The organism is Psychrobacter sp. T6-6, from assembly GCF_052258185.1.
GTDB lineage: Bacteria > Pseudomonadota > Gammaproteobacteria > Pseudomonadales > Moraxellaceae > Psychrobacter.
This window is the reverse complement of the sequence record NZ_JBQQEX010000001.1, coordinates 715,482-737,503: the sequence shown is the minus strand read 5'-3', so window position 1 is coordinate 737,503 and position 22,022 is coordinate 715,482. Positions and strand designations below refer to the sequence as shown.

At 45.3% G+C, this 22,022-nt stretch carries 14 protein-coding genes and 2 tRNA genes; 4 read left to right on the top strand and 12 right to left on the bottom strand.

Annotated features, from left to right (window positions below):
- Positions 1 to 258 precede the first annotated feature (258 nt).
- Positions 259 to 2,346 carry a catalase gene (locus ACTXGL_RS03145; protein ID WP_443524795.1) on the top strand — a complete coding sequence of 696 codons (2,088 nt, stop codon included), beginning with the start codon at positions 259 to 261 and terminating at the stop codon, positions 2,344 to 2,346.
- 302 nt (positions 2,347 to 2,648) lie between these two features.
- On the top strand, positions 2,649 to 3,437 hold the full coding sequence (locus ACTXGL_RS03140) for an MBL fold metallo-hydrolase (RefSeq protein ID WP_319049899.1): 789 nt from the start codon (positions 2,649 to 2,651) through the stop codon (positions 3,435 to 3,437).
- 69 nt (positions 3,438 to 3,506) lie between these two features.
- Here the strand turns inward: ACTXGL_RS03140 and ACTXGL_RS03135 are convergent.
- The 7 genes from ACTXGL_RS03135 to leuS all read right to left on the bottom strand — a co-directional run bounded on the left by ACTXGL_RS03135 (position 3,507) and on the right by leuS (position 12,614).
- Positions 3,507 to 3,582, bottom strand: a tRNA-Lys gene (locus ACTXGL_RS03135).
- 198 nt (positions 3,583 to 3,780) lie between these two features.
- Positions 3,781 to 3,856, bottom strand: a tRNA-Lys gene (locus tag ACTXGL_RS03130).
- A gap of 195 nt (positions 3,857 to 4,051) precedes the next feature.
- The gene (locus tag ACTXGL_RS03125) at positions 4,052 to 6,001 is read right to left on the bottom strand and encodes a MacB family efflux pump subunit (RefSeq protein WP_443524848.1); all 1,950 of its coding nucleotides are present in this window, start codon (positions 5,999 to 6,001) and stop codon (positions 4,052 to 4,054) included.
- A gap of 260 nt (positions 6,002 to 6,261) precedes the next feature.
- A complete protein-coding gene (locus ACTXGL_RS03120; RefSeq protein WP_443524794.1) occupies positions 6,262 to 7,584 on the bottom strand; it encodes an efflux RND transporter periplasmic adaptor subunit in 1,323 nt (440 codons plus the stop codon).
- Positions 7,585 to 7,908: 324 nt separating this feature from the next.
- Positions 7,909 to 8,982, bottom strand: a complete 1,074-nt coding sequence (locus ACTXGL_RS03115) for a DNA polymerase III subunit delta (RefSeq protein WP_443524793.1) — start codon at positions 8,980 to 8,982, stop codon at positions 7,909 to 7,911.
- 186 nt (positions 8,983 to 9,168) lie between these two features.
- Positions 9,169 to 9,876 carry an LPS-assembly lipoprotein LptE gene (locus ACTXGL_RS03110; RefSeq protein WP_443524791.1) on the bottom strand — a complete coding sequence of 236 codons (708 nt, stop codon included), beginning with the start codon at positions 9,874 to 9,876 and terminating at the stop codon, positions 9,169 to 9,171.
- A 50-nt stretch (positions 9,877 to 9,926) separates the two neighbouring features.
- On the bottom strand, positions 9,927 to 12,614 hold the full coding sequence (gene leuS, locus ACTXGL_RS03105; protein WP_443524789.1) for a leucine--tRNA ligase: 2,688 nt from the start codon (positions 12,612 to 12,614) through the stop codon (positions 9,927 to 9,929).
- Positions 12,615 to 12,851: 237 nt separating this feature from the next.
- Between leuS and ACTXGL_RS03100 the strand changes: the two genes are divergently transcribed.
- Positions 12,852 to 13,223, top strand: a complete 372-nt coding sequence (locus ACTXGL_RS03100) for an arsenate reductase (protein ID WP_443524788.1) — start codon at positions 12,852 to 12,854, stop codon at positions 13,221 to 13,223.
- A 142-nt stretch (positions 13,224 to 13,365) separates the two neighbouring features.
- Here ACTXGL_RS03100 and argB read toward each other — a convergent pair whose 3' ends face one another.
- The 5 genes from argB to ACTXGL_RS03075 all read right to left on the bottom strand — a co-directional run bounded on the left by argB (position 13,366) and on the right by ACTXGL_RS03075 (position 20,552).
- Positions 13,366 to 14,268 (bottom strand): acetylglutamate kinase, encoded by a 903-nt coding sequence (gene argB / locus ACTXGL_RS03095; protein WP_319049905.1) that lies wholly within the window; start codon positions 14,266 to 14,268, stop codon positions 13,366 to 13,368.
- A gap of 84 nt (positions 14,269 to 14,352) precedes the next feature.
- Positions 14,353 to 16,308 carry a phosphohexomutase domain-containing protein gene (locus ACTXGL_RS03090; protein WP_443524787.1) on the bottom strand — a complete coding sequence of 652 codons (1,956 nt, stop codon included), beginning with the start codon at positions 16,306 to 16,308 and terminating at the stop codon, positions 14,353 to 14,355.
- A 125-nt stretch (positions 16,309 to 16,433) separates the two neighbouring features.
- The gene (gene dut / locus ACTXGL_RS03085; RefSeq protein ID WP_443524786.1) at positions 16,434 to 16,898 is read right to left on the bottom strand and encodes a dUTP diphosphatase; all 465 of its coding nucleotides are present in this window, start codon (positions 16,896 to 16,898) and stop codon (positions 16,434 to 16,436) included.
- A gap of 90 nt (positions 16,899 to 16,988) precedes the next feature.
- The gene (mgtE, locus tag ACTXGL_RS03080) at positions 16,989 to 18,392 is read right to left on the bottom strand and encodes a magnesium transporter (RefSeq protein ID WP_443524784.1); all 1,404 of its coding nucleotides are present in this window, start codon (positions 18,390 to 18,392) and stop codon (positions 16,989 to 16,991) included.
- 126 nt (positions 18,393 to 18,518) lie between these two features.
- On the bottom strand, positions 18,519 to 20,552 hold the full coding sequence (locus ACTXGL_RS03075; protein ID WP_443524782.1) for a UvrD-helicase domain-containing protein: 2,034 nt from the start codon (positions 20,550 to 20,552) through the stop codon (positions 18,519 to 18,521).
- An 830-nt stretch (positions 20,553 to 21,382) separates the two neighbouring features.
- On the opposite strand from ACTXGL_RS03075, the gene ndhC reads away from it, so the two are divergent.
- Positions 21,383 to 22,006, top strand: coding sequence for an NADH-quinone oxidoreductase subunit A (ndhC, locus tag ACTXGL_RS03070; protein WP_443524780.1), 624 nt, complete (start codon positions 21,383 to 21,385; stop codon positions 22,004 to 22,006).
- Positions 22,007 to 22,022 lie beyond the last annotated feature (16 nt).

Genomic DNA, 22,022 nt, shown 5'->3' with positions numbered 1-22,022 from the left:
GCTTAAAAATACGACTTTATGATGACTGCAAACCTTAACCAAACATCAACAAGGTTCATCACCTACGCAACTTAATTTTTGGGTAGTATAAGCCGTATGCCTTTTATTCTTTTATGTTTTTTAATAATTGGTCATACAAAACACAGAGAAATAACCGACATATGAAGTCACTATTATCTCAAAGGAATCAGCACCCTGTGTAAACCTATTTCTAATGGTCCTATAAGAGACCATTTTACTTATTAGCTAGGATTTTTTATGAATAAGAATATCGATCATACCGACCCAGCAAAGGACATGAACACTGAGCGCGGTAATGGAGGGGAAACCCATCAACGTGCAGGCGACGACACCAAGGTTTTGACCACTCAACAAGGCGTGGCTATTGGTGACAATCAAAACTCGCTAAAAGCAGGCGACCGTGGTCCTACTTTGTTAGAAGATTTTGTACTGCGTGAAAAAATCAACCATTTTGACCATGAGCGTATACCTGAGCGTATCGTCCATGCACGCGGTAGTGCCGCCCATGGTTACTTTGAGCTGACTGAATCGTTAGAAGAGTATACGACTGCCAAAATCTTGACAGAAACTGGCAAGCAAACCCCATTGTTTACTCGTTTTTCGACGGTGGCTGGTAATAAAGGCTCAAAAGATACGCCACGTGATGTACGCGGGTTCTCTGTAAAAGTATACACAGAAGAAGGTAACTGGGATATCGTTGGTAACAACATGCCGATCTTCTTTATCCAAGATGCTATCAAGTTTCCAGATTTGATTCACGCCGTAAAACCTGAACCAGATCGCGGTTTCCCGCAAGCGGCATCTGCTCATGATACGTTTTGGGATTTTGTCTCGCTGAGCCCTGAAACCATGCACAATCTGATTTGGCTTATGAGTGATCGCGGACTACCACGTAGCCTACGCATGATGGAAGGTTTTGGTATTCATAGCTATCGCTTAATCAATAAAGAAGGTAAGAGCACTTTTGTACGTTTCCATTGGAAGCCAGCACTGGGCGTGCAGTCGACCACATGGGACGAAGCTGTAAAAATTTCTGGTGCAGATCCTGATTATCATCGCCGTGATTTGTTCGAGTCTATCGACAATGAGATGTATCCTGAATGGGAGTTTGGGGTGCAGTTGTTTACGGAAGAGGAAGCAAACAACTTTCCGTTTGATCACCTAGATGCGACCAAGCTTATCCCTGAAGAAACCGTACCTGTAAAGATCATCGGTAAAATGGTCTTGAATCGCAATGTAGATAATTTCTTTGCAGAGACAGAACAAGTCGCATTTTGCCCATCACACGTCGTGCCAGGTATTGATTATAGTAACGATCCACTATTGCAAGGACGTCTGTTCAGCTATTTAGATACACAGCTGTCACGCTTGGGCTCACCGAACTTTGCACAGATTCCAATCAATGCACCAAAATGCCCGTTTGCTAATAATCAGCAAGATGGTCATATGCAAATGCAAGTACCTAAAACGCGTGTTATGTATGAGCCACAAAGCCTGGACCCAACGCGCCCACGTGAAAGTGTTAAGCGCGGCTTTGAATCGTTCCATGAACGGTTGGATGATGGTGTAAAAGGTCGCGTAAGAGCAGAGAGCTTTGCAGATCATTATAGTCAACCGCGTATGTTCTACCGCAGCCAGACAGCAACGGGACAAGCACATATTGCCTCTGCGTATGCGTTTGAGCTGGGTAAAGTAGATACTGCGCATGTACGTACTCGTACCCTTAGCCATCTGCGTCATATTGATGAAGATTTAGCCAACCGTGTGGCCACAGCGCTAGGTATGGACCTACCAGAGCCTGCAGATGCTGCGGCACCTGTGCAAGACTTGGGTACTTCTGAAGCTGTGCAGACCATCGGTATCACACCTAAGAGTCTAAAAGGACGCTTGGTTGGTATTTTAGTTGCTGAAGGTTCTAGCCATAGCGAAGTTGCGAAGTTTGAAAAGGCGGCTGTCGACGCTGGTGCTAGTGTTAAGATAGTCGCTCCTAACAAAGAAGTGACGTTAGACGATGGCACGAAGATCCAAACTGACGAGCGTTTGGCTGGTGCTCCTTCTGTACTCTTTGATGCCATTGTCAGTATTATTATGCATCCACCAGCCAAGAAATTGGCAATGGATAGCGCGGCGTTAGACTGGTTCAATGATGCTTATGCACACTGCAAAGCGATTGCTTATTGCCCTGCGACCGAAGAGCATATTTTGAGCAAATTACCTATCGAAAAAGATGCGTTTGTGACGCCGCTTGATAATGTAGATGGTTTTATCGAAAACGCTAAAACTCGTCTATGGGAGCGTGAGCCAAAGGTACGTGACCTCGCGTAATTATATATAGCGCACTGGGCACGTCTCAGTAGAGGTAGGGTAAGCTATTATTTGAACCATACCTAAAGCGCTATAGAACAGTCATATCGAATGTTGTCTCAAACCCAGCCAAAGTGCTGGGTTTTTGCTCTTTGCATTTAGGATTATGATTGACAAGGCCATTTTTGCTTAGCTATTTATAGGCGTTTTTATAGTCACAAGCGTTCACTCAAAGGCATTTTATTTGGAGTGGTGGGCGCTATACTAAATAAGGTTTACGATATACAAACTTATAAGAATAATGAATGCGCTAGGGAATGCCAATGAGTTTATGCAAAATTATACGTTTAGAGGGGTACATCCAAAGTACTTATCTTGCGGTGTATCCAGATAAAATCATGCTACTAGATGGTGGCTGCCGTGCGGACGTACCGATGGTGCTTGATTACATCAAAACGATCTTGAAGCGACCCATAACTGATCTAAAGGTAGTGGTGGTCACGCACATGCATCCTGATCATGCTGGCGGTGCACGTAAGTTTCGGCAAAAGACCGGTTGCCTCATCGTCTCATCTGACAAAAAAGGTCAATGGTACGGCGGTATTGGGGGACGCGCGATGCACTTCGTAGATATACATCTGGGATACTACGTGGCCAGACGTCAAGGACGCCAATTCAAAAACCTATACTACTCTGCAAGTCTCAAACCAGATATAACGGTTACAGATGGCGATCTGGTCCCGGAGTTTGATGAGTGGCAGGTATTGGAGACGCCGGGGCATACCGATCGTGATTTGTCGTTGTTTCATCTGCCTAGTCGCCAAGTATATACGGCTGACTTAATAATCAAATTGCGCCATAAGTTCGTAGCACCTTTTCCTGTCTACAGCCCTGTAGACTATGTGCAGTCACTAAAGAAAATAAAAGCATTGAAGCCGTCAATGGTGCTTATGGCGCATGGTCGAGAGTTGGCAATGAGTACAGCAGAGTTTGATGCCTTTATTGCTCAAGCGCCTAAACATCCACGTACCATCAAAGACACGATCAAGCACAAACTACTGTGGCGCAGAAAGGATAAGTCTCGACTTTTTAAGCGTAAATCAGACAAGTGATTGTAGATAGATAAAAGTGCAGACAAAAAAAATCCCAGTTACTATTATAGTAACTGGGCTTCCTAAATATGGTGGGCTGTCCGCGACTCGAACGCGGGACCAATTGATTAAAAGTCAACTGCTCTACCAACTGAGCTAACAGCCCTGAGTAAGGATTAAATGAAGTATTGCCTCATCTGAGCGCAAGAGAATTTATATTGTCGTAAATTCTAAAAACACTATATCCAAACTAGGTTTGCATTTTACTGCAATTAAAAATTCTAGTTAAAGAACTTTCTAAAACTTACCTTTATTGACCTACTGCCGGATAGGGCGGAACGATCAATAAAGATTAAACTAAATATGGTGGGCTGTCCGCGACTCGAACGCGGGACCAATTGATTAAAAGTCAACTGCTCTACCAACTGAGCTAACAGCCCTAACGTTTAAAGTGTTTGTATCCCTAAACGTGAGAGCACATTATATATATTATTATGACAATTACAACCCCGAACCATAAAAAAAGTGTAAATCTCTTATAAAATTGCTCATTTATTTAAGTTTCTTTAGATTTTTGGCGCTATATCGGTATTGATACGCTTTAGACATGGCTAAAACATATCAATAAGTGGTAATTAGTCTCGAGATAGTGCTTCCACTGGGTCTAATTTGGCTGCATTTCGAGCTGGCAAGAAGCCAAAAACAACACCAATCAGGGTAGAGCAAACGAAAGCGGCAATAATCGAGGTCGATGAGTAAATGACTTTAAAGTTGTCACCGCCGACACTATTGATCAACTCACCAATGGCAAAGGCCAGTCCGATACCAATGAGACCGCCCAAGATGCAGACCAACACCGCTTCAATCAAAAATTGCTGCATGATATCGCTTTGGCGTGCACCGACCGCCATGCGTACGCCAATCTCATTGGTACGCTCAGTGACAGAAACCAACATGATATTCATCACCCCGATACCGCCAACTATCAACGAAATAACCGCCACGGACGAAATCAATAAAGTCATCGTTCCTGTCGTCGACTCAATAGTCTGACGAATAGAGTCAGAATTTCGTATTTGAAAGTCATCTTTGCCATGGCGACTCTCTATGAGATCAGAGATGGCAGTCTCGGCGGCGCTCGAAGAAATGCTATCGTCTAACAAAGCCACAAAGCGGTCGATATTGGTACTACCAGTAATACGAGACATGACGGTGGTATAGGGCATGTATATGGTAGGTGTGGTGACATCTGGACCAAAACCACCATCACTTTCTTCAAGTACTCCAATCACGCGACCTGGCACACTACCAATCAAAATCACTTCACCGATAGGGTTGTCAGCATCAGTGAAAAAGGTCTGCTTGGCATTGTCATCAATAATGATATCTTGGCTACGTAAGTTGATGCTCTTTGCATCAAACCCTTGACCCAATGCCAATGTCTCACCAGTGACCTCTAGATAGTCTTTACCAACGCCGTTGACGGTAGCGTCCTCTTGTACACTACGATAGCGCACACTAGAGCTTGCATTGACTTGTGGGCTGACGCTGATGATATAAGGCTGATTGCCCACAGCTTGGGCGTCCTCTGGCGTAAGATTATCATCATTATAACGTCGTCTAGGATCGCCTCTAGGGTAGCCGTCATTGACAGTGATAGTGTTAGTACCAAGAGAGCTGATATTAGCCAGTATTTGCTGCTGAGAGCCTTGCCCGAGACCAACGATAGAGACTACTGCTGCGATACCGATAATGATACCCAGCATGGTCAATAGGGTACGCATTTTGTGCGCGCGCATAGCCAGCAAGGACATCTTGAAGGCTTCAAGTAGGCGATCGACAAAACTACCAAACGCGCTTTTGCGATGACCACCCAAAATAGACTCTGGTTGTTTCTGTGTGTGCTTATAATGCTCTGTCTTATAATCAGCAATAACATAACCGTCTTTAAGCTCAATTACTCGCTCAGCTTGAGCTGCAAGCTTGGGGTCATGAGTCACCATGATGATGGTATGACCCTGTGCGCTCAGATCATGCAATATCGCCATCACATCTTCGCCGGATTTGCTATCCAAGGCACCAGTTGGCTCATCTGCCAAGATAACGTCACCACCGTTCATCAACGCGCGCGCGACAGAAACACGCTGCTGCTGGCCACCTGAGAGCTGATTGGGGCGGTTATTAACTTTGTTACCCAGTCCCAAGTCTGTGAGTAGCTTTTCGGCGCGGTTGGTACGTGCCTCAGTATCCATGCCTGCATAAACAGCAGGAACGGCAACGTTGTCCTTGGCGCTGATATCACCAAGCAGATGATAACGCTGAAAAATAAAGCCAAAATGCTCACGGCGTAGTTCTGCTAACTGATCAGCGTCCAGCTTGCTTGCTGACTGACCATATATTTTATAATCCCCTGCTGTCGCTTGGTCTAGACAGCCCAATATATTCATTAGCGTCGACTTACCGGAGCCGGACTGCCCAATGATAGCGACCATCTCGCCTTGATTGATCGTCAGATTGATATCGTGCAAGACTCTAATGGTCTGCTCACCAGCAGGAAACTCTCGGATGATACCAGACAGCTGCATAATTGGCTTATCAGCATGTGTGTCATTGTTGTCTGGTCTTGCTTCTACTGGGCTTAATCCTACCGAGTCTGCTTCTGATGAGTTGGGTGAGCCATCAACCGATTCGTACGACTCTGAGTCTTTATGCGGGTGACCGTCAGGCGATGGTTTAGAAGAGTGAGGTATAGTCATAGCAATGTCTTCAATAGAGGGTAGTCAGTGTCGCAGTACAGGGCTCTTTCGCTTGAGCCCTATGTCAGTCAATAGATATAAAGCACAAGTTACATTCGCGGTCCACCAGGTACGCGTCCGCCTGAGTTGTTCGCACTTTCTTCACTGATGATGACTTCTTCGCCTTCTTTCAAACCACTTAATATTTGTGCATTTACTCGGTTATCGATACCGACTTCTACAGTACGCTCTTCTACAGTACCGTCCTCTTTTAATACACGTACAAACTTACCAGTAGCCGCGCTACCTTTTTCTTTACCCTTACCACGCTTTTCTTGTATCACTGTTGATGGTACTAAAAGCGCGTTTTTTGCTTCATTGACAATGATATAAATCTGCGCGGTCATATCAATACGAAATAAACGGTCAGGGTTTGGAACCTCTACATAGCCAACATAGTAAATAGCAGCATCCGTTGAGCTGGTGTCACTGATTTGCTCAGGAGCTGGTTCAATCGCAGTCAACGTCGCATCATACTGCTGATCTGGATTACCAATGATATTGAAATAAGCGGGCATCCCAGCACTGACATTGATCACGTCAGCTTCGGAGATTTGCGCGTTGATACGCACGGTCGATAAATCTGCTAACGTCACCAGTGTCGGCGCTGTTTGGTTAGCATTGACGGTGGTGCCTTGCTCTGTGGTAATAGAAACGACGGTACCTGATATCGGTGCGCGAATCGTGGTATAGCTAAGATCTTCTTCTGCGGTACTGACGTTGGTACGTGATTTACGTAGGGCTGCTTGTTGACTGTTGATGTTTGCAGCTGTCGTTGCAATGGCCGCCTTTGCGGTATCGATAGCCGCACGTGCATTAGCAACGGCTGCCTTTGCGGTCTCGACACTGGTCGCTTGAGTGTCATATTCTTGCTGTGAGATCGCGTCAATAGCGACTAAACCTTGCAAGCGCGCAAAATCAGACTGTGCTTGCTTGAGCTCAGACTGACGACTGGCAAGATCGGCATACGCGCTTTTTAGTGCTGCTTGTTTGCTGAGCGCTTCTGCTTGCGCGCTTTGCAATGCTGCTTCGCTTTGCTCGAGGCTGGCCTGCTCATTGCTCAGGCTATTTTTTTGGGTGACCTGGTCAATTTGGGCGATCAAATCGCCTTGCTTTACTTCATCGCCCACTTCAACGTACAGACGTTTTACTTCACCAGATACCTGCGCCCCTACATCGACAGTATTTAAGGCTTTGACCTTGCCTGAAGCCATGACGTTATTTTCAATATCGCCAATCTCAGCCGTCGCAGTCAGGTAGTTGGGGGTGGTTTCTTCTGGTTTTAAGAAGGTATAGGCTAAAGCCCCTAGAGCTATGACGACTAAGGCGATAACGCCCCATTTGATAGCAGACTTTTTGCTCATTTTGCGCATGACAACAATCCAATCACAATTAAATCAAGTGTAGACATAGTAGAGACTTCATATGCAAAAGGGAATGGTAATTAGTTTACGAAAGGTTAAGGTAGACATCGTGGAGATAACATTACAATAAGTGAATGACTAGGAAGGTATGGATATTAGATGGGTAACACTTGAGGAAGATAGCGTGCTGTAGAGGGAGGGGGTTAGTATAGCTATCTCTATAAAGAAGGTAATAAAAAGTGATATTTGATGACTATGATTACGAGTAGAGGTAGAAGTACAGATACAGGCTTGATGGTTGGAGGTTTGAAGACTAAATATTATTTAAGGATATCAGCGCATCGCAAATAAGCGTTTACCTGCCAATTCTAACGCTGCTTGCAATAGCAGCTCCCATGCTGGCTGGCGAACAAGGCCTTTGATAGCTTGGTCGCAGCGATAGAGTAGAGCTGGCCATTCAGCAGTTTGGGACTGTGTTTGACGACGGCAGGCTTGTTGGTAAAGCCCCTGCTTACTACGCCAAATACCAAGCGCCTGAGGATCTTGTCCATCCATCAGCTGTATGATCTGGCGCATGTCTTTGCTGATTGCCCAAAGCACCAAGGTAGTCGGCTCATCGGTTGCCTTTAGCTGAAATATGATTTTGGCAACTTGCGTGCTATTACCCGCGAGCATAGCATCAGACAAATCAAACACACTAAATTGCGCATCACTGACTAAAGCGGCTTGTAGGTCTTTAATGTCCAAGGCCACATTGTTCGTTGGTTGTGGAGCATTACTCGGAGGTTCGCTATCTTCATTATGAGCAGTTAATTGCGGTGCAAACAGATATGACAGTCGCCATAGCGTCTGATAAGCACTCAATAGATGGTGCTCAGTATGAGACATCAGAAGTTGCCACGCTTCTTGTGATAGTCGTAACCCAAAATTTTGCGCCTGTATCTGTAGTAACTGCTGACGCTGCTGCTCATTGTATAAATTGCAGTCAATGACAGTGCCATATTTTGCAAAAGGAGCAAACCATTTACTGCTCTGGCTACGTTTGTCTTGCTTGGGTGTTAGCCACAACAAACTATGACTGCCTGCGTTTGTCTGCGCTTCAACGGCAAAGCGTTCTAGCTCAGCAAGGACGGCTTTGTCAGGCTTGTGATTACCAGTAACGATCAAAGCGCTAGCATCATCGAATAGAGATTGGCTACCAAGCTCTGACAGCACCTCTTGCCAGCTTTTAACGGATATCAGCTCAATACGCTTAATTGCGTAGTTTTGCGCGCGCCAATGCGGACGAAGCGCATCAATCAGCCATTGACTGAGTAATGGCTCATCACCATGCGCCAGCCACAAGCCCGCTACCGAAACCGAAGGTTGCAGTAGTTTTGGATAGGCTTGTATAAAGGTATCTTGCATAGAGTGATAGGACACAGGTTGGTAAGCAGGTGATAGCATTTGCAATAATGCAGTAATATAACGAGCGCTTTCGAACCTGCTTAGCTGACTAACTGGCTCATTAACTAAATATAGTACGTACGCTCGTTATGATTCATACTTAAACAACTGCAAATGGTATGGCTTAATAATAGTATTGATTAAAGGCTACTTCTCGGGTACGACAACAACCGTCGGAGTTACGCCTTTACTTGTTAATACAGATTGCTTGGTAGTAGATCCGACTTTTGGTAAAGAGATCGCCACGTATTGATCAGTAATACGGCGCGCTAAGCTATCATAGAGCCAATCACGAATCTGATCGCCTTGCTGGTCATCGGTACTGACAGAGGCTTCATTGTACTGGTAGCTGCGCTCGACTTGAATCGGATTGGTAAGGGTGACTGGCTTGCCGTTCTCAATCGTTTGGTAGCTGACGTCTGCTGAGAGTACCAAGCGAATCTCCGTTAATACACCAACCAATTCATAACGTCTAAAACGTATGTTGCTGATATCAATTGCTGCAATCGGTTTAGCGCCTACTTGCTGATTGCTGCGAATCACATCGTCTACGGTCATGTTATCAATGACATCGACACCTAACGTGGTTAGGCGCCGTGTCAATGGTAATTTTAGAGGAAACGAGGTGCGATTGTCTTCGATAATTACGGCTGTTTTTTCAGCATTGAGTAGCATAGGCGTGTCATAACCGCGCAGCTGAAAACCGCAGCCACTTAGACTCGCAGCTGCACCTACTATGGCAAACATAGGTAATGCTGCAAATATTGCTGTCGCAAGCTTATGTCCACCAGATGGTTTTGCACCAATGTACTGTGCGCTTGGTTGTGACTGCTCAGCTCGATGTTTATATGACATAAACGCTATCCTCATATGATAAAAAGGCTTAGAACACTAAGCCTAGGCGACTAGCCTACAACCACGATATTAACCAGCTTATTAGGAACAACGATTTCTTTTTTGATGTCGCCTGTAATGAATTTTGCCACGCTATCCATCGTTCGAGCTTGTGCTTTTAATTGCTCAGGATCGCTGTTTGGTGCGACATCCATCTTACCGCGCATTTTACCATTGACCTGTACGACCATCGTGATCGTATCCTGCACCAGTGCACTGTCGTCAACGGTTGGGTAGTCTAGGGTCAAGGTGTCAAGACCTAGCTGCTCAAGCAAATGCTCACCGACGTGCGGTGCGTAGACAGACAGCATGATAAGGAGGTTAGTCAACGCTTCATGCTTAACTTGTAGCTCTTGCTCACCAGTAGTGTTAAAGGCAGTCAACTCGTTGGCAAGTTCCATTAGGCTCGATACTGGGGTATTGAGTGCCAAACGATCACCCAAATCACTATCAATCTTAGCGATGGTTTCGTGCGTTTTACGGCGTAAGTTTTTGGCCTCTTTGCTCAGCCCATCTGTGCTTAATGTCGCACTATTAAGCGTATCAATACTGATACCAGCTGCCGTTAGCGCTTGCATGTGATCATTGGCAATGCGCCATACTTTTTTCACAAAGTTATAAGGGCCTTTTAGCGCATCATCTGACCACTCAAGTGTTTGATCAGCAGGTGCGGTAAATAGCGTATATAAACGAACCGTATCTGCACCATATTTATCAATAGTGATTTGAGGATCAACGCCATTGTTTTTTGATTTGGACATTTTTTCGATTTTGCCGATGGTGACTGGCTGACCATCTAACTTTAAGATGGCTTTGATCGGCTGGCCACGTTCATTGAAGTCAATATCGATGTCTTCTGCAAAGTAATAAGTGGTACTGCCATCTGCATTGACGCGGTAGAACGTACCAGCGAGTACCATGCCTTGCGTCATTAGATTAGCGAACGGTTCGTCACCTGTGACTAAGTTTTCATCACGCATGAGCTTGTGGAAGAAACGAGCATATAGTAGATGCATCACCGCATGTTCGACACCGCCCACGTATTGATCGACAGGCAGCCATTTATTGGCAGCAGACTTGTTGACCATGTTTTGCGCATCCGTTGGGCTAGCAAAGCGCGCGTAGTACCAGCTTGATTCTACAAAGGTATCAAAGGTATCGGTCTCACGCTCAGCAGGGTTGCCACACTTAGGACACGTGGTGTTCACAAACTCTGAAATGTTTTTAAGTGGGTTACCGCGGCCATCAGGTACAACATCGGTTGGCAACACAACCGGCAAGTCTTGCTCTTCGACAGGCACCGTACCGCAATGCTCGCAGTTGATCATTGGGATAGGGCAACCCCAATAGCGCTGGCGAGAGACACCCCAATCACGCAAGCGATATTGGATTTTTTTCTTAGCAAGCTCTTTTGGTTCAAGCTTGCTCAGCATTGCATCAAACGCTTGCTCAAAGTCTAAACCGTCAAACTCACCTGAGTTGACCAAGGTATTGCGCTCGGTATAGGCAAGATTGACCTCAGTATTGTTTGCTTTGGCATCCGCTTTAGCGTCGTCAAAATAGCCATCAGGCGTATGGATGACCTGTTTGATTGGCAGGTCGTACTTCACTGCAAACTCGTAATCGCGCTCATCATGAGCTGGTACTGCCATGACCGCACCTGAGCCATAGCTCATCAACACATAGTTGGCGACCCAAACAGGCACTTCTTCGCCAGTCAGCGGATGCGTCACAGTCAGGCCTGTATCCATACCGATTTTTTCGGCTTTGGCGAGATCAGCCTCAGCCACTGAGCCTTTTTTACAAAGCGCGCAGAACTGGGCAATGATCTCATCTTTTTCAGAGGCGTACTGTGCGAGTGGATGCTCTGCTGCCACCGCGACATAAGTCACGCCCATTAAGGTGTCAGGGCGAGTGGTAAACACATCTAGCGTGTTTTCTTCGCCAGCAAGCTCATAAGGGAAGTGGACTTCCATACCGGCACTACGACCAATCCAGTTGCGCTGCATGGTCAATACTTCAGAGGGCCAGTGGCCTTCTAGCTGATCCAAATCATCCAATAGCTCATCGGCATAGTCGGTGATGTTGAAGTAATACATTGGGATATCGCGCTTTTCGACTGCTGCGCCACTACGCCAGCCTTTACCGTCGATGACTTGCTCGTTTGCCAAGACAGTATTATCCACTGGATCCCAGTTGACTGTTGAGAGCTTTTTATACACCAAGCCTTTTTTGTACAACTGCAAGAACAACCACTGCTCCCACTGATAGTATTCAGGGCTACAAGTGGCAAACTCGCGTGACCAGTCAATAGACAGGCCAAGCAATTTAAGCTGGGCGCGCATATTATCAATATTGGCAAACGTCCACGCAGCAGGCGGGGTTTGATTGGCAATTGCGGCGTTTTCAGCCGGCAAGCCAAAACCATCCCAACCCATTGGCTGCATGACTTCATACCCTTTGAGACGATAATAGCGGCTCAATACGTCAGAAATCGTATAGTTACGCACATGACCCATATGTAGTTTGCCGCTTGGGTAAGGGAACATCGACAGCATGTAACGGCTTGGTTTGTCGCTTGGCTCATTGCTGACTTCAAAGCGCTTATCAGTGGCCCATTTGGTCTGCTGTGCGGCTTCTATCGCTTGCGGGTTGTAATAATTGTTTTCTGTTTGGTCTGCTGTCACGGCGTTGCTCATAGTCGGCTCGAAATTGGTTGATACTGATTTATTTAATACGGATTTGTTTAATACTGATTAAAATAGGTGGAATTTGACAATGCCATAGCATAGCGTAATTTGGCAAAAATTGCGACGATATGATGCATTCACTAACAAGGTTTGTGGATTGACCGTGAGGTATTTTCTATATCCAGTCAGCCTTCGGTATAATAGGAACATTCACAGGCATTTATGGGCAAATAATAAGGACTCGCAATGACTATCACTATTTACGGAATCAAATCATGCAGCACAATGAAAAAGGCGTTCAATAAGCTAGATGAATTAGGCGTTAGCTATGAGTTTCACGACTATAAAAAACAAGGTATCAATAAAGAAGCAGTACAGCGCTGGGTAAATGAGTTGGGTATTGATAAGGTGCTGAATAAACGCGGCACGACATGGCGAAAGCTAGATGACAGTCAAAAGCAAGCGGCTGATGCTGGTGTAGACAACGCGATAGATTTACTCGTGGAAAATACCAGCATGATTAAACGCCCGATTGTAGAAGGTCAACTGGCAGATAAAAATCAAGAAGTATTGCTGTGCGGTTTTAATGAAGCGGAGTTTGATAAGGCTTTTTCGTAATTCGTTATTCTACATGACCAGCTTTCAAGAACTGCCACTCTAAAAGCTTAAAAGTTTAAAAAACCTAAAAGAGCCCGAGCTAGTGCAAAGCTCGGGCTCTTTTTTATTGATAGCTGATAATAGGCACATTTTGTGAGTCTAATTATGCATCTATCTCACGGCTGATTAGGGTGCCAACACCTTCATTAGTGAAAATCTCCAACAAGGTCGCGTGGGGTACACGGCCATCGACGATAACGGCACTTTTAACACCGCTACGTACCGCATCAAGCGCGCACTGAATTTTAGGAATCATACCACCTGAGATCGTACCGTCTTCGATGAGACCATCGACTTTCTTTGGCGTCAGTCCAGTGACCACTTCACCATCACGGCCCAGTACGCCTTTGATATTGGTTAGCAGCATCAGCTTCTCGGCTTGCAAAAACTCTGCGACTTTTCCTGCGACCAGATCCGCGTTGATGTTGTAGGTATTGCCTTCTTTATCAACGCCAAGCGGTGCGATAACAGGAATAAAGTCAGAGGCAATCAGCATATTGATCACATCTTTATTGACACTCACTACATCACCGACAAACCCTAAATCAACAGGAACAGCGATACCATCTGCGCCTATTTTTTCCATCATCAGTTTCTTTGCTTGAATCAAATTGGCATCTTTACCGGTCAGACCGATCGCGCGCCCGCCATGCTTATTGATCAAGCTAACAATGGATTTGTTGACACTACCGCCCAACACCATCTCTACAACATCCATGGTGCTTTTGTCGGTGACACGCATCCCATCGATACGGTCTGATTGACGGCCTAGCTCTTTTAATAAGTTATCGACTTGTGGACCGCCACCATGAACGACTACTGGATGCATACCCACAGTTTTTAGTAAGACAATATCGCGAGCAAATGAGCTTTCAAGCTCAGGGTCAGTCATCGCATTGCCACCATATTTCACCACGATGAGCTTATCAACAAAACGCTGGATATAAGGTAACGCTGTGGTTAATACCTCAGCAGTGTTTTTGGCATCATCTAAATTAAGCGTCATTATGAACTCCTAAGGGCAGTGTTGAGTGGGTTGTTTTTGTTGTATCTATTGTCTCTAACGAGATAATTATTTGATTGCGCATGGCTACTCAGCAGGCATAGCAACGATCTGTTGTGCTAGCGCTGCGCTAAATGGTCGGCACAGAGACGCAAACGTTGCCTGAATATCTTTTAAGTCGTCCATACTATTGCCTGCAAAGCGTGCAGTCAGATTGTTGCTGGTGTTTGATTGGCGTAATACCCCAAACCCATGTGCAAAGTCCAAGCGTATACCATCAATGCAGTTCAGCTTAGTTCCTATTGGGAATAAACTCTTGGCTTGCCCAACTGCTATATGTGATCTGACTGTGGCGCAAGCACATATTGATGACTTGCATAAGGCCGTTGGTAGATGGGCAACCTTTAAGGGTTGTTTAGGTTTATTGATAGAGTTGCTAACAGAACCGTTAATAGCGTCAGTATCGACAGATATACCAACCAGATGCTGCAAGTAGGTACAGAAACTCGTCAATTGCTCCATAATTGTACAGTCTGTCATAGTCGCTTGCGGTATTGGTAGATAATGGTCAGCGGTACTGACCATCGCAGGCAAGCGTTGCATAATATCTGTCAGAGATTTTTTATTATCAAATGCATTACGAGACTGGTCAAACCGATGCAGCAGCCGTAATGCAGCATACATCGCATCATCATAAGCAATAAAACGACTGTCATTGAAAATAAAATGTCCCGATAATTCACCAGCGAAAACAATTTGACTGTCAGAGTGTTGTATCTGTTGGCGCATAAAGCTGCTGCCTGTTTTACTGATCACAGGCGTGGCATTGAGGTCGACCAGTAGCTTGGGCAAATGATGGGTACATTTGACATCGAACAGCACTTCAGGCGCTAGTAAGGAGTCAAGTAGAGGTTTGGGATGCTCAGTGAGCGCAATACGTGCCAAAAAGTAGAGCAAATAGTCAGGAGTGACCACTTTACCTTCATTGTCGACGACTACCAAACGATCACCATCGCCATCAAAAGCCAGACCCATATCTGCATTGTGAAAAATGACAGCTTGTTGCAACTCGGTTAGACGGTTAGGCTCGGAGGGGTCAGGGTTGCCCAATGGAAAGCTGCCATCTGGCGTACCATTGAGAACAATGACCTGCTGACAAAAACGCTCAAACAAGCGCTGAGCGATGTTGCCTGTAGCACCATGCATACAGTCAATGACTATTATTAAATCAAGGTTGAGAGGATTTTCTGGTGTTTTTGTAGTTGCTATCTGATTGTGAGTTGCCTGATTATGAGCTTCCTGGTTGTGGTAGGACAGCTGCTCAAATACTTCTTCAATAGCCGTGATATAAGCATCTACTACCTGCTTGGCAGGTAGCTCTGTCAGTAAATCGTTCGATGACTCAGTATCGATGACAGTGTCTGTAAAGCTTGAATCTAAGATAGCTTTGTTATATTGGCGTTTAGGTGAGTAATGAGTGTGATGGGCAATCAGTTGTTGATAGAGAGTTTGTATCTCTGAGCTGCTTGGGGACTTATGATTGACTAGCCACTTGATGCCCAATACGTCTTTGGCAGAATGACTGGCAGTCACTATGATACCGTGACCCTGATATTGCGCTGACCAAAACGCCATCATTGGTGTGGTAATGAGACCCAGCTGGATAACATGTAAGCCTTTTTTTGTCAGGGTAGTAGAGAGTGCGCGTGCAATCGTCTCACTGCCAACACGCATGTCATAACCGATAACGACGATATTTGTAGTGACGGCACTTTTAATGTCAGTGCTTTCAATACTATTGCTTTCAATGCCATTGCTCTCACTGCGAGCACCTTGCTTAGTAATTACAGTGCTGTTTTTACAGTCATCCATATCAGCAACCATGACCGCATCATTATGCTGAGTTAGCTGGCGGTCTTGGGAATTATAGAGATGCGCAAAAGCATATCCCAATGCTTGTACAAACTCGTTTGTAAAATACTGATGCGACCCACGGATATCATAAGCACGAAATAAGAAATGCTGAGCCGCAAAAGATGGCATTGCTTACACTCCTTATTTCCGTAATTATGGTGAGATGATAAGTAAGATAAAAACGAGATAGCCTAAGATCTTATCAATGTTATTCAAATAAACGCTAGTCGCTATCCAAAAAACTGCCTATTCGACTACTGACGACCTGAATGTCCGAACCCACCAGCACCGCGTACGCTTTCATCATTGAATTCTGCGACGATTTCAAACGCAGGACGGGCAATAGGAACGACAATATACTGCGCCATGCGTTCTGCTGGATTAAGCAAAAAGTCATTTTCGCTACGGTTCCAAATACTGACCATCAGCTCGCCTTGATAGTCAGCATCAATGAGCCCAACCAAGTTACCCAAGACGATACCGTGCTTATGACCGAGACCTGAGCGTGGCAAAATCATACCCGCATAATTAGGATCTTGAATATAAACAGCGAGGCCTGTACCGACTAGATGGGTTTCGCCTGCTTTGATGGTCAAGGGTTCATCGATACAAGCACGCAGATCGATACCAGCACTGCCGTCGGTTGCACGAGTCGGTAGAGAGAACGCTTCATCTTCAGTAATTTTAGGGTTTACGACTTTAACTTGTACAGCCTGCATAACACACTCACTTAACGATTTAGAGGTTTTATAAATTAAGACAATTCAACAATACTATATAAACAACAATGCTATTCGAGTAGCAATTCACTAGAGTATTAACACACTCGCCAAGCCCAAGAATGACATAAAACCGACAATATCTGTGACAGTGGTTAGAATCACTGAGGCGGACAACGCAGGATCAATATTCATACGTTTTAGCATCAGCGGTATACTAATCCCTGAGACATTAGCCGCAGTCATATTAATCGCAATGGCAAAGCCAATGACGGCACTAATCTTGATATCATGAAACCATAATTGAGCGATAAACGCCATGATTATCGCCCAAATGATACCGTTTATCGCACCCACCCACAGCTCTTTGTTGAGTAGCCAGACTCGGTTAGAACCACCGATTTGACCCATTGCCATACCGCGGATGACGACGGTCAATGTCTGTGAGCCTGCAATACCGCCCATACTGGCAACCACAGGCATGAGTATTGCTAGCGCCACCACTTGTGCCAATACTTCCTCGAACTGCCCAATCACTGCTGCGGCTAAAAGCGCGGTACATAAGTTAATGCCCAGCCAGATGCTACGGCTTTTGGCGCTGGTTAGGATAGGCGCGAACAGCTCTTCATCTTGACTAACACCAGCGAGGTTTTTCATGGTGCTATCGACATCATCTTGGATAATCTCCATGATGTCCTCGCCGTTTAGCTGTCCAACCAGTTCGCCATGGCTATTAATGACAGGCGCAAAGCGGATGTCTTCTGAACGAAAGATGGCCGCGGCATCTTGGATGTCTAAGCGATCGTTAATCGTAATGGCGGTATCAATCAGCTCTGAGACTAGGGTGCTCTGCTTATGCTTGATCAAATCTACTAAGCTCAATAGACCGAGTAATTGCTGGCTTTGATCAACCACTAGCAGCTCTTGGCTTTCGTCATCAAGCAAATCGTCGTTTTGCCGCAGCCAGTCTTGTACATCAGACAGATAGATATTATCTCTTATTTGGATAATATCGGGATCCATATAGCTGCCAACTTCCCAGTCGTTGTACGTATCAAGTTTATTGACTTGGACACGAGTCTCTTCGTCCAGCGTTGCCATCACTGAGGTACGGACGCTCTCAGTTACGGTATCCAGAATCTCAGAGATATCCTGAGCATCGAGGTCTTGAGTAAACAATGAGATCTCTTGAGAAGAGATGTTCTCCATCAACGGCTGGCGAGTATCGTACTCGAGCTCAGCAAGCACTTCACCCTTGATGCTCTCTGGTACTTGTTCCCAGATGAGTAAACGGTTCTGGGTAGGGAACGACTCTAGTAAGCTTGCAATCTCATACTCAGACTGCTTTTCTAAAAACTCGGTGATCGCCTCATATGATTTATCGGCCACCAAATCCTGCAAATACAGCAGTTTATATTCGGCGCTGTATTCAGCCGGATTGTAATCGCCTGGTAGTGTGGATGGTCGTTCCTGCTCGGGCGTCGGGGTAGGCATAAGAGATCCCATATTTTTAGAAAGGTGAAATAACTATAGCCCAATCATGTGTCAACGATTGCAGCGTGACGCTTGCCAAATGCACTCAGTCAACGATATGCGCTGTCAATACTACTAGTGCTGATGTTAGCGTTTACCGAGTAGCGCTCGAATATTGGCTAAGTATTCATCAGCGACAGACTCTGGGTCTTTGGTCGCTTTTTTCTTTTTCGCTTTGGCGGGCCAATCAATATGATCTTCAGGCAGCTCGTCCAAAAACCGAGACTCAGAGGTGACACGCATTTGTCCACCAGCACGGCGCTGGGTTGCAAGCGTCAATGTCAGCTCGCGACGCGCACGAGTAATCCCTACATACATCAGACGACGTTCTTCTTCGACTGTCTCACTCATGATAGAGTTGCGATGCGGTAGCATCTCTTCCTCAAGCCCCATAATATAGACAAAATCAAACTCCAAACCTTTTGCCGCATGCAAGGTCATCAAGTTGACTTTGTTGGTGTTTTCTTCTTCTTGCTGTTGTTCGAGCATATCGAGCAAGACCAGTTTACGAATGATGGTATCAATCGTTCGGTCTTCGTCCTCTTCCGCGCGATTAATCAATGACTGAATACTGGTATACAGCATATCAATATTATCAATGCGGTTTTTTTCTTGCTGCGGTGTTTTGGCATCGCTACGAACAAAGTCAATATAACCCGTCTCATCAATCATTTGACGCACGATTGGCACAGGATCAGGGTGTTGGTCCAGCTCACGCGTATAGTGCTCAATGAATTCACCAAACTCTTTTATCGTGCCATAAGCCTTGGAAGGTAGCACATGAATCAGGCCTGCATGAGTACAGGAAGCCAATAGCGATATGCTGTGCTCTTGTGCAAACAAGCCGAGCTTTTCGAGCGTGGCAGGTCCCATACCGCGCTTAGGGGTATTGATAATACGCAAAAAAGCGCTGTCATCTTCGGGGTTCAATATCAGACGCAGATAGCCCATGATGTCTTTGATTTCACTACGGGCAAAGAACGATTGACCGCCCGATAACTTATAAGGGATTTGCAGCTGTCGCAGTTGCGCTTCTAGCATACGCGCCTGAAAGTTACTGCGGTATAGCACCGCGTATTGCTCCCACTCATTACCAAAACGCAATTTGTGCGTGACGATTTCTTTGGCGACGCGCTCCGATTCGTCATCGTCATTACGGCAGTTGATGATCCGAATCTTTTCTCCTTGACCCTTATCTGACCACAGTTTCTTTTCAAATAAATGCTCGTTGTTGGTAATAACCGCGTTGGCAGAGGTCAAAATACGCGTGGTCGAGCGGTAATTTTGTTCCAGCATGACGATTTTTAGTTTTGGGAAATCTTCTTTTAGCAGTGCCATATTTTCAGGTTTTGCCCCGCGCCATGCGTAGATAGACTGATCGTCATCACCCACCACGGTAAATCGCCCTTGCGGCCCAACCAGATTTTTAATCATTTCGTACTGAGCGGTATTGGTATCTTGATACTCATCGACCAATAGATAACGAATACGGTTTTGCCACTTGTCACGCAGCTCTCTATTTTCACGTAAAATTTTGGTAGGCAATACAATCAGGTCATCAAAATCAACGGCATTATACGCGCGCAAGTTACGCTCATAAAGCGCATATAACGTCGCAAAAATCATCTCTTCTGGATCGTCTAGCGTTTCCATCGCCTGATCAGGCTCGACCAAATCGTTTTTCCAGTCAGAGATCATCTTGATGGCTTTGCCAACCAGCTCACGACTTTCAGCGCCACTCAAGTTATCGCGCATCATGAGCTCCATCAAAAGACGCTTACTGTCGTCACTGTCCATGATAGAAAAATTGCCCTTAAGCGGGGTATGAATCAACTCATAGCGCAAAAACTGGAGACCAAATTGGTGAAAGGTCGATACCGTTAGACCGCGCATTTTCTCACTTGGTAGTAGTTTACTGACACGCGCTTTCATTTCACGTGCTGCTTTATTGGTAAAGGTCACCGCCGTGATACGCTCAGCTGGCATATCACATTCTTGGATCAGGTAAGCGATCTTACGCGTGATCACCGAGGTCTTACCGGAGCCTGCACCTGCAAGGACGAGTAGGGGACCAGATACGTAGAGCATGGCCTCGGATTGTTTGGGATTGAGTTGACTCATAACGTGACCTGTAAGACAAGAGCAAAAAGAGGGTAGCACTGATATCGCACCAGTAGATGAACACGACGCGTCTCACCAAAATCAATATCGTAGCGACAGTTGAATACTATTTATTGTTAGATACTATGTATTATAAGAATAATTGAGTTTACGGTCTGATAGTAAAATATCACCAAAATCAGGTGGGTTATTATAAAGCAAAAATAGCTCCTTTGGGGGAGGAGTTGGTTGGTGAAATAAGAGTGCTTGATCAATTAAGTTTTGATAAATACCGTAGCAAGATGCGAGCATGGTCAAAAGTATGGATTTGGGGTTAATATAAGGTAAAGTCCATATCATAATTCATAGTAAAAAAAACACATTTTTTTTGCATAGAAAGTGACCGTTCAATACAGTTAAAAACTAGCTTTTAGGCACTGATATGCGTATAGTACGTAAATAATTTATGCCAGTTGTCACGCCATTATTGACCACGTGTAATGAGCTATTAAATCAATTAAATACGCAGCCAGATATGATATTGATTTAATACGTTGATCTTACGTTGTTAGAAGATGCGTTGGGCGACCAGCCTTTGTCCGCGTGCATTCCGGAATCTCTACAGTTGGTCATGTCTGACATCGTCGTCAATACGCTTGATAATTGGTTATTACCAGCAAAATACCTAACATGTGACTCAATGACAGTTACTTAAACTCAGTGACAAATGCTTAAATGCAATGACAGTCGCTTTGTGTTTTCGTCTACGTTATACCTGTCGTGAGGCGACCTTCGTAGGTCAGTACTTGCGCTGTGTATGACACTCGATTGGGTGAGGAGCACGTATTATCATGTCTGCTTTTAATTGGTCAGCAGTTGCTTTTATCTTAGCCGCCATTGGGCTAGTTGTCTTTATGCTGGTTGTACCGCGTTTGCTTGGCGGCCGCTCTCAAGGCTCACAAAAAGAAGAAATATTTGAAGCGGGTGTTGTCGGATCTGGCAACGCCCGTATTCGTTTGTCTGCTAAATTCTATCTTGTAGCGATTTTCTTTGTTATTTTTGATTTAGAAGCGCTATATCTCTACGCTTACGCTGTTTCAGTACGAGAAGCTGGCTGGCTTGGTTTTGCCGCCGCTGCTACCTTTATCACTATCCTAATTATTGGTCTGATCTACGAGCTCAGCTTGGGTGCGATGAACTGGGCACCTGCAGATAAGCTACGCAAAAAAGTACGCTTGCATGCCGCTCCTGCTGGCTTTAATTTGGCAGACATTACCAAGTTTGATGGCGCTCACGAGTTGATGGTCGATCCTACCGGTAAGGTGCCAGCACAGTCATCAGGACAAATTAATGTCTCAAACAATATTGAGGCCAATCGCCGTCATCTACAAAACATTGATCATATCAATACGACAGGTAATGTGACCACTGTAGATTTTGCGACGTCGGCTCAACAAGACAAGACTGAGCGTTAGCACTAGCTGATGATTT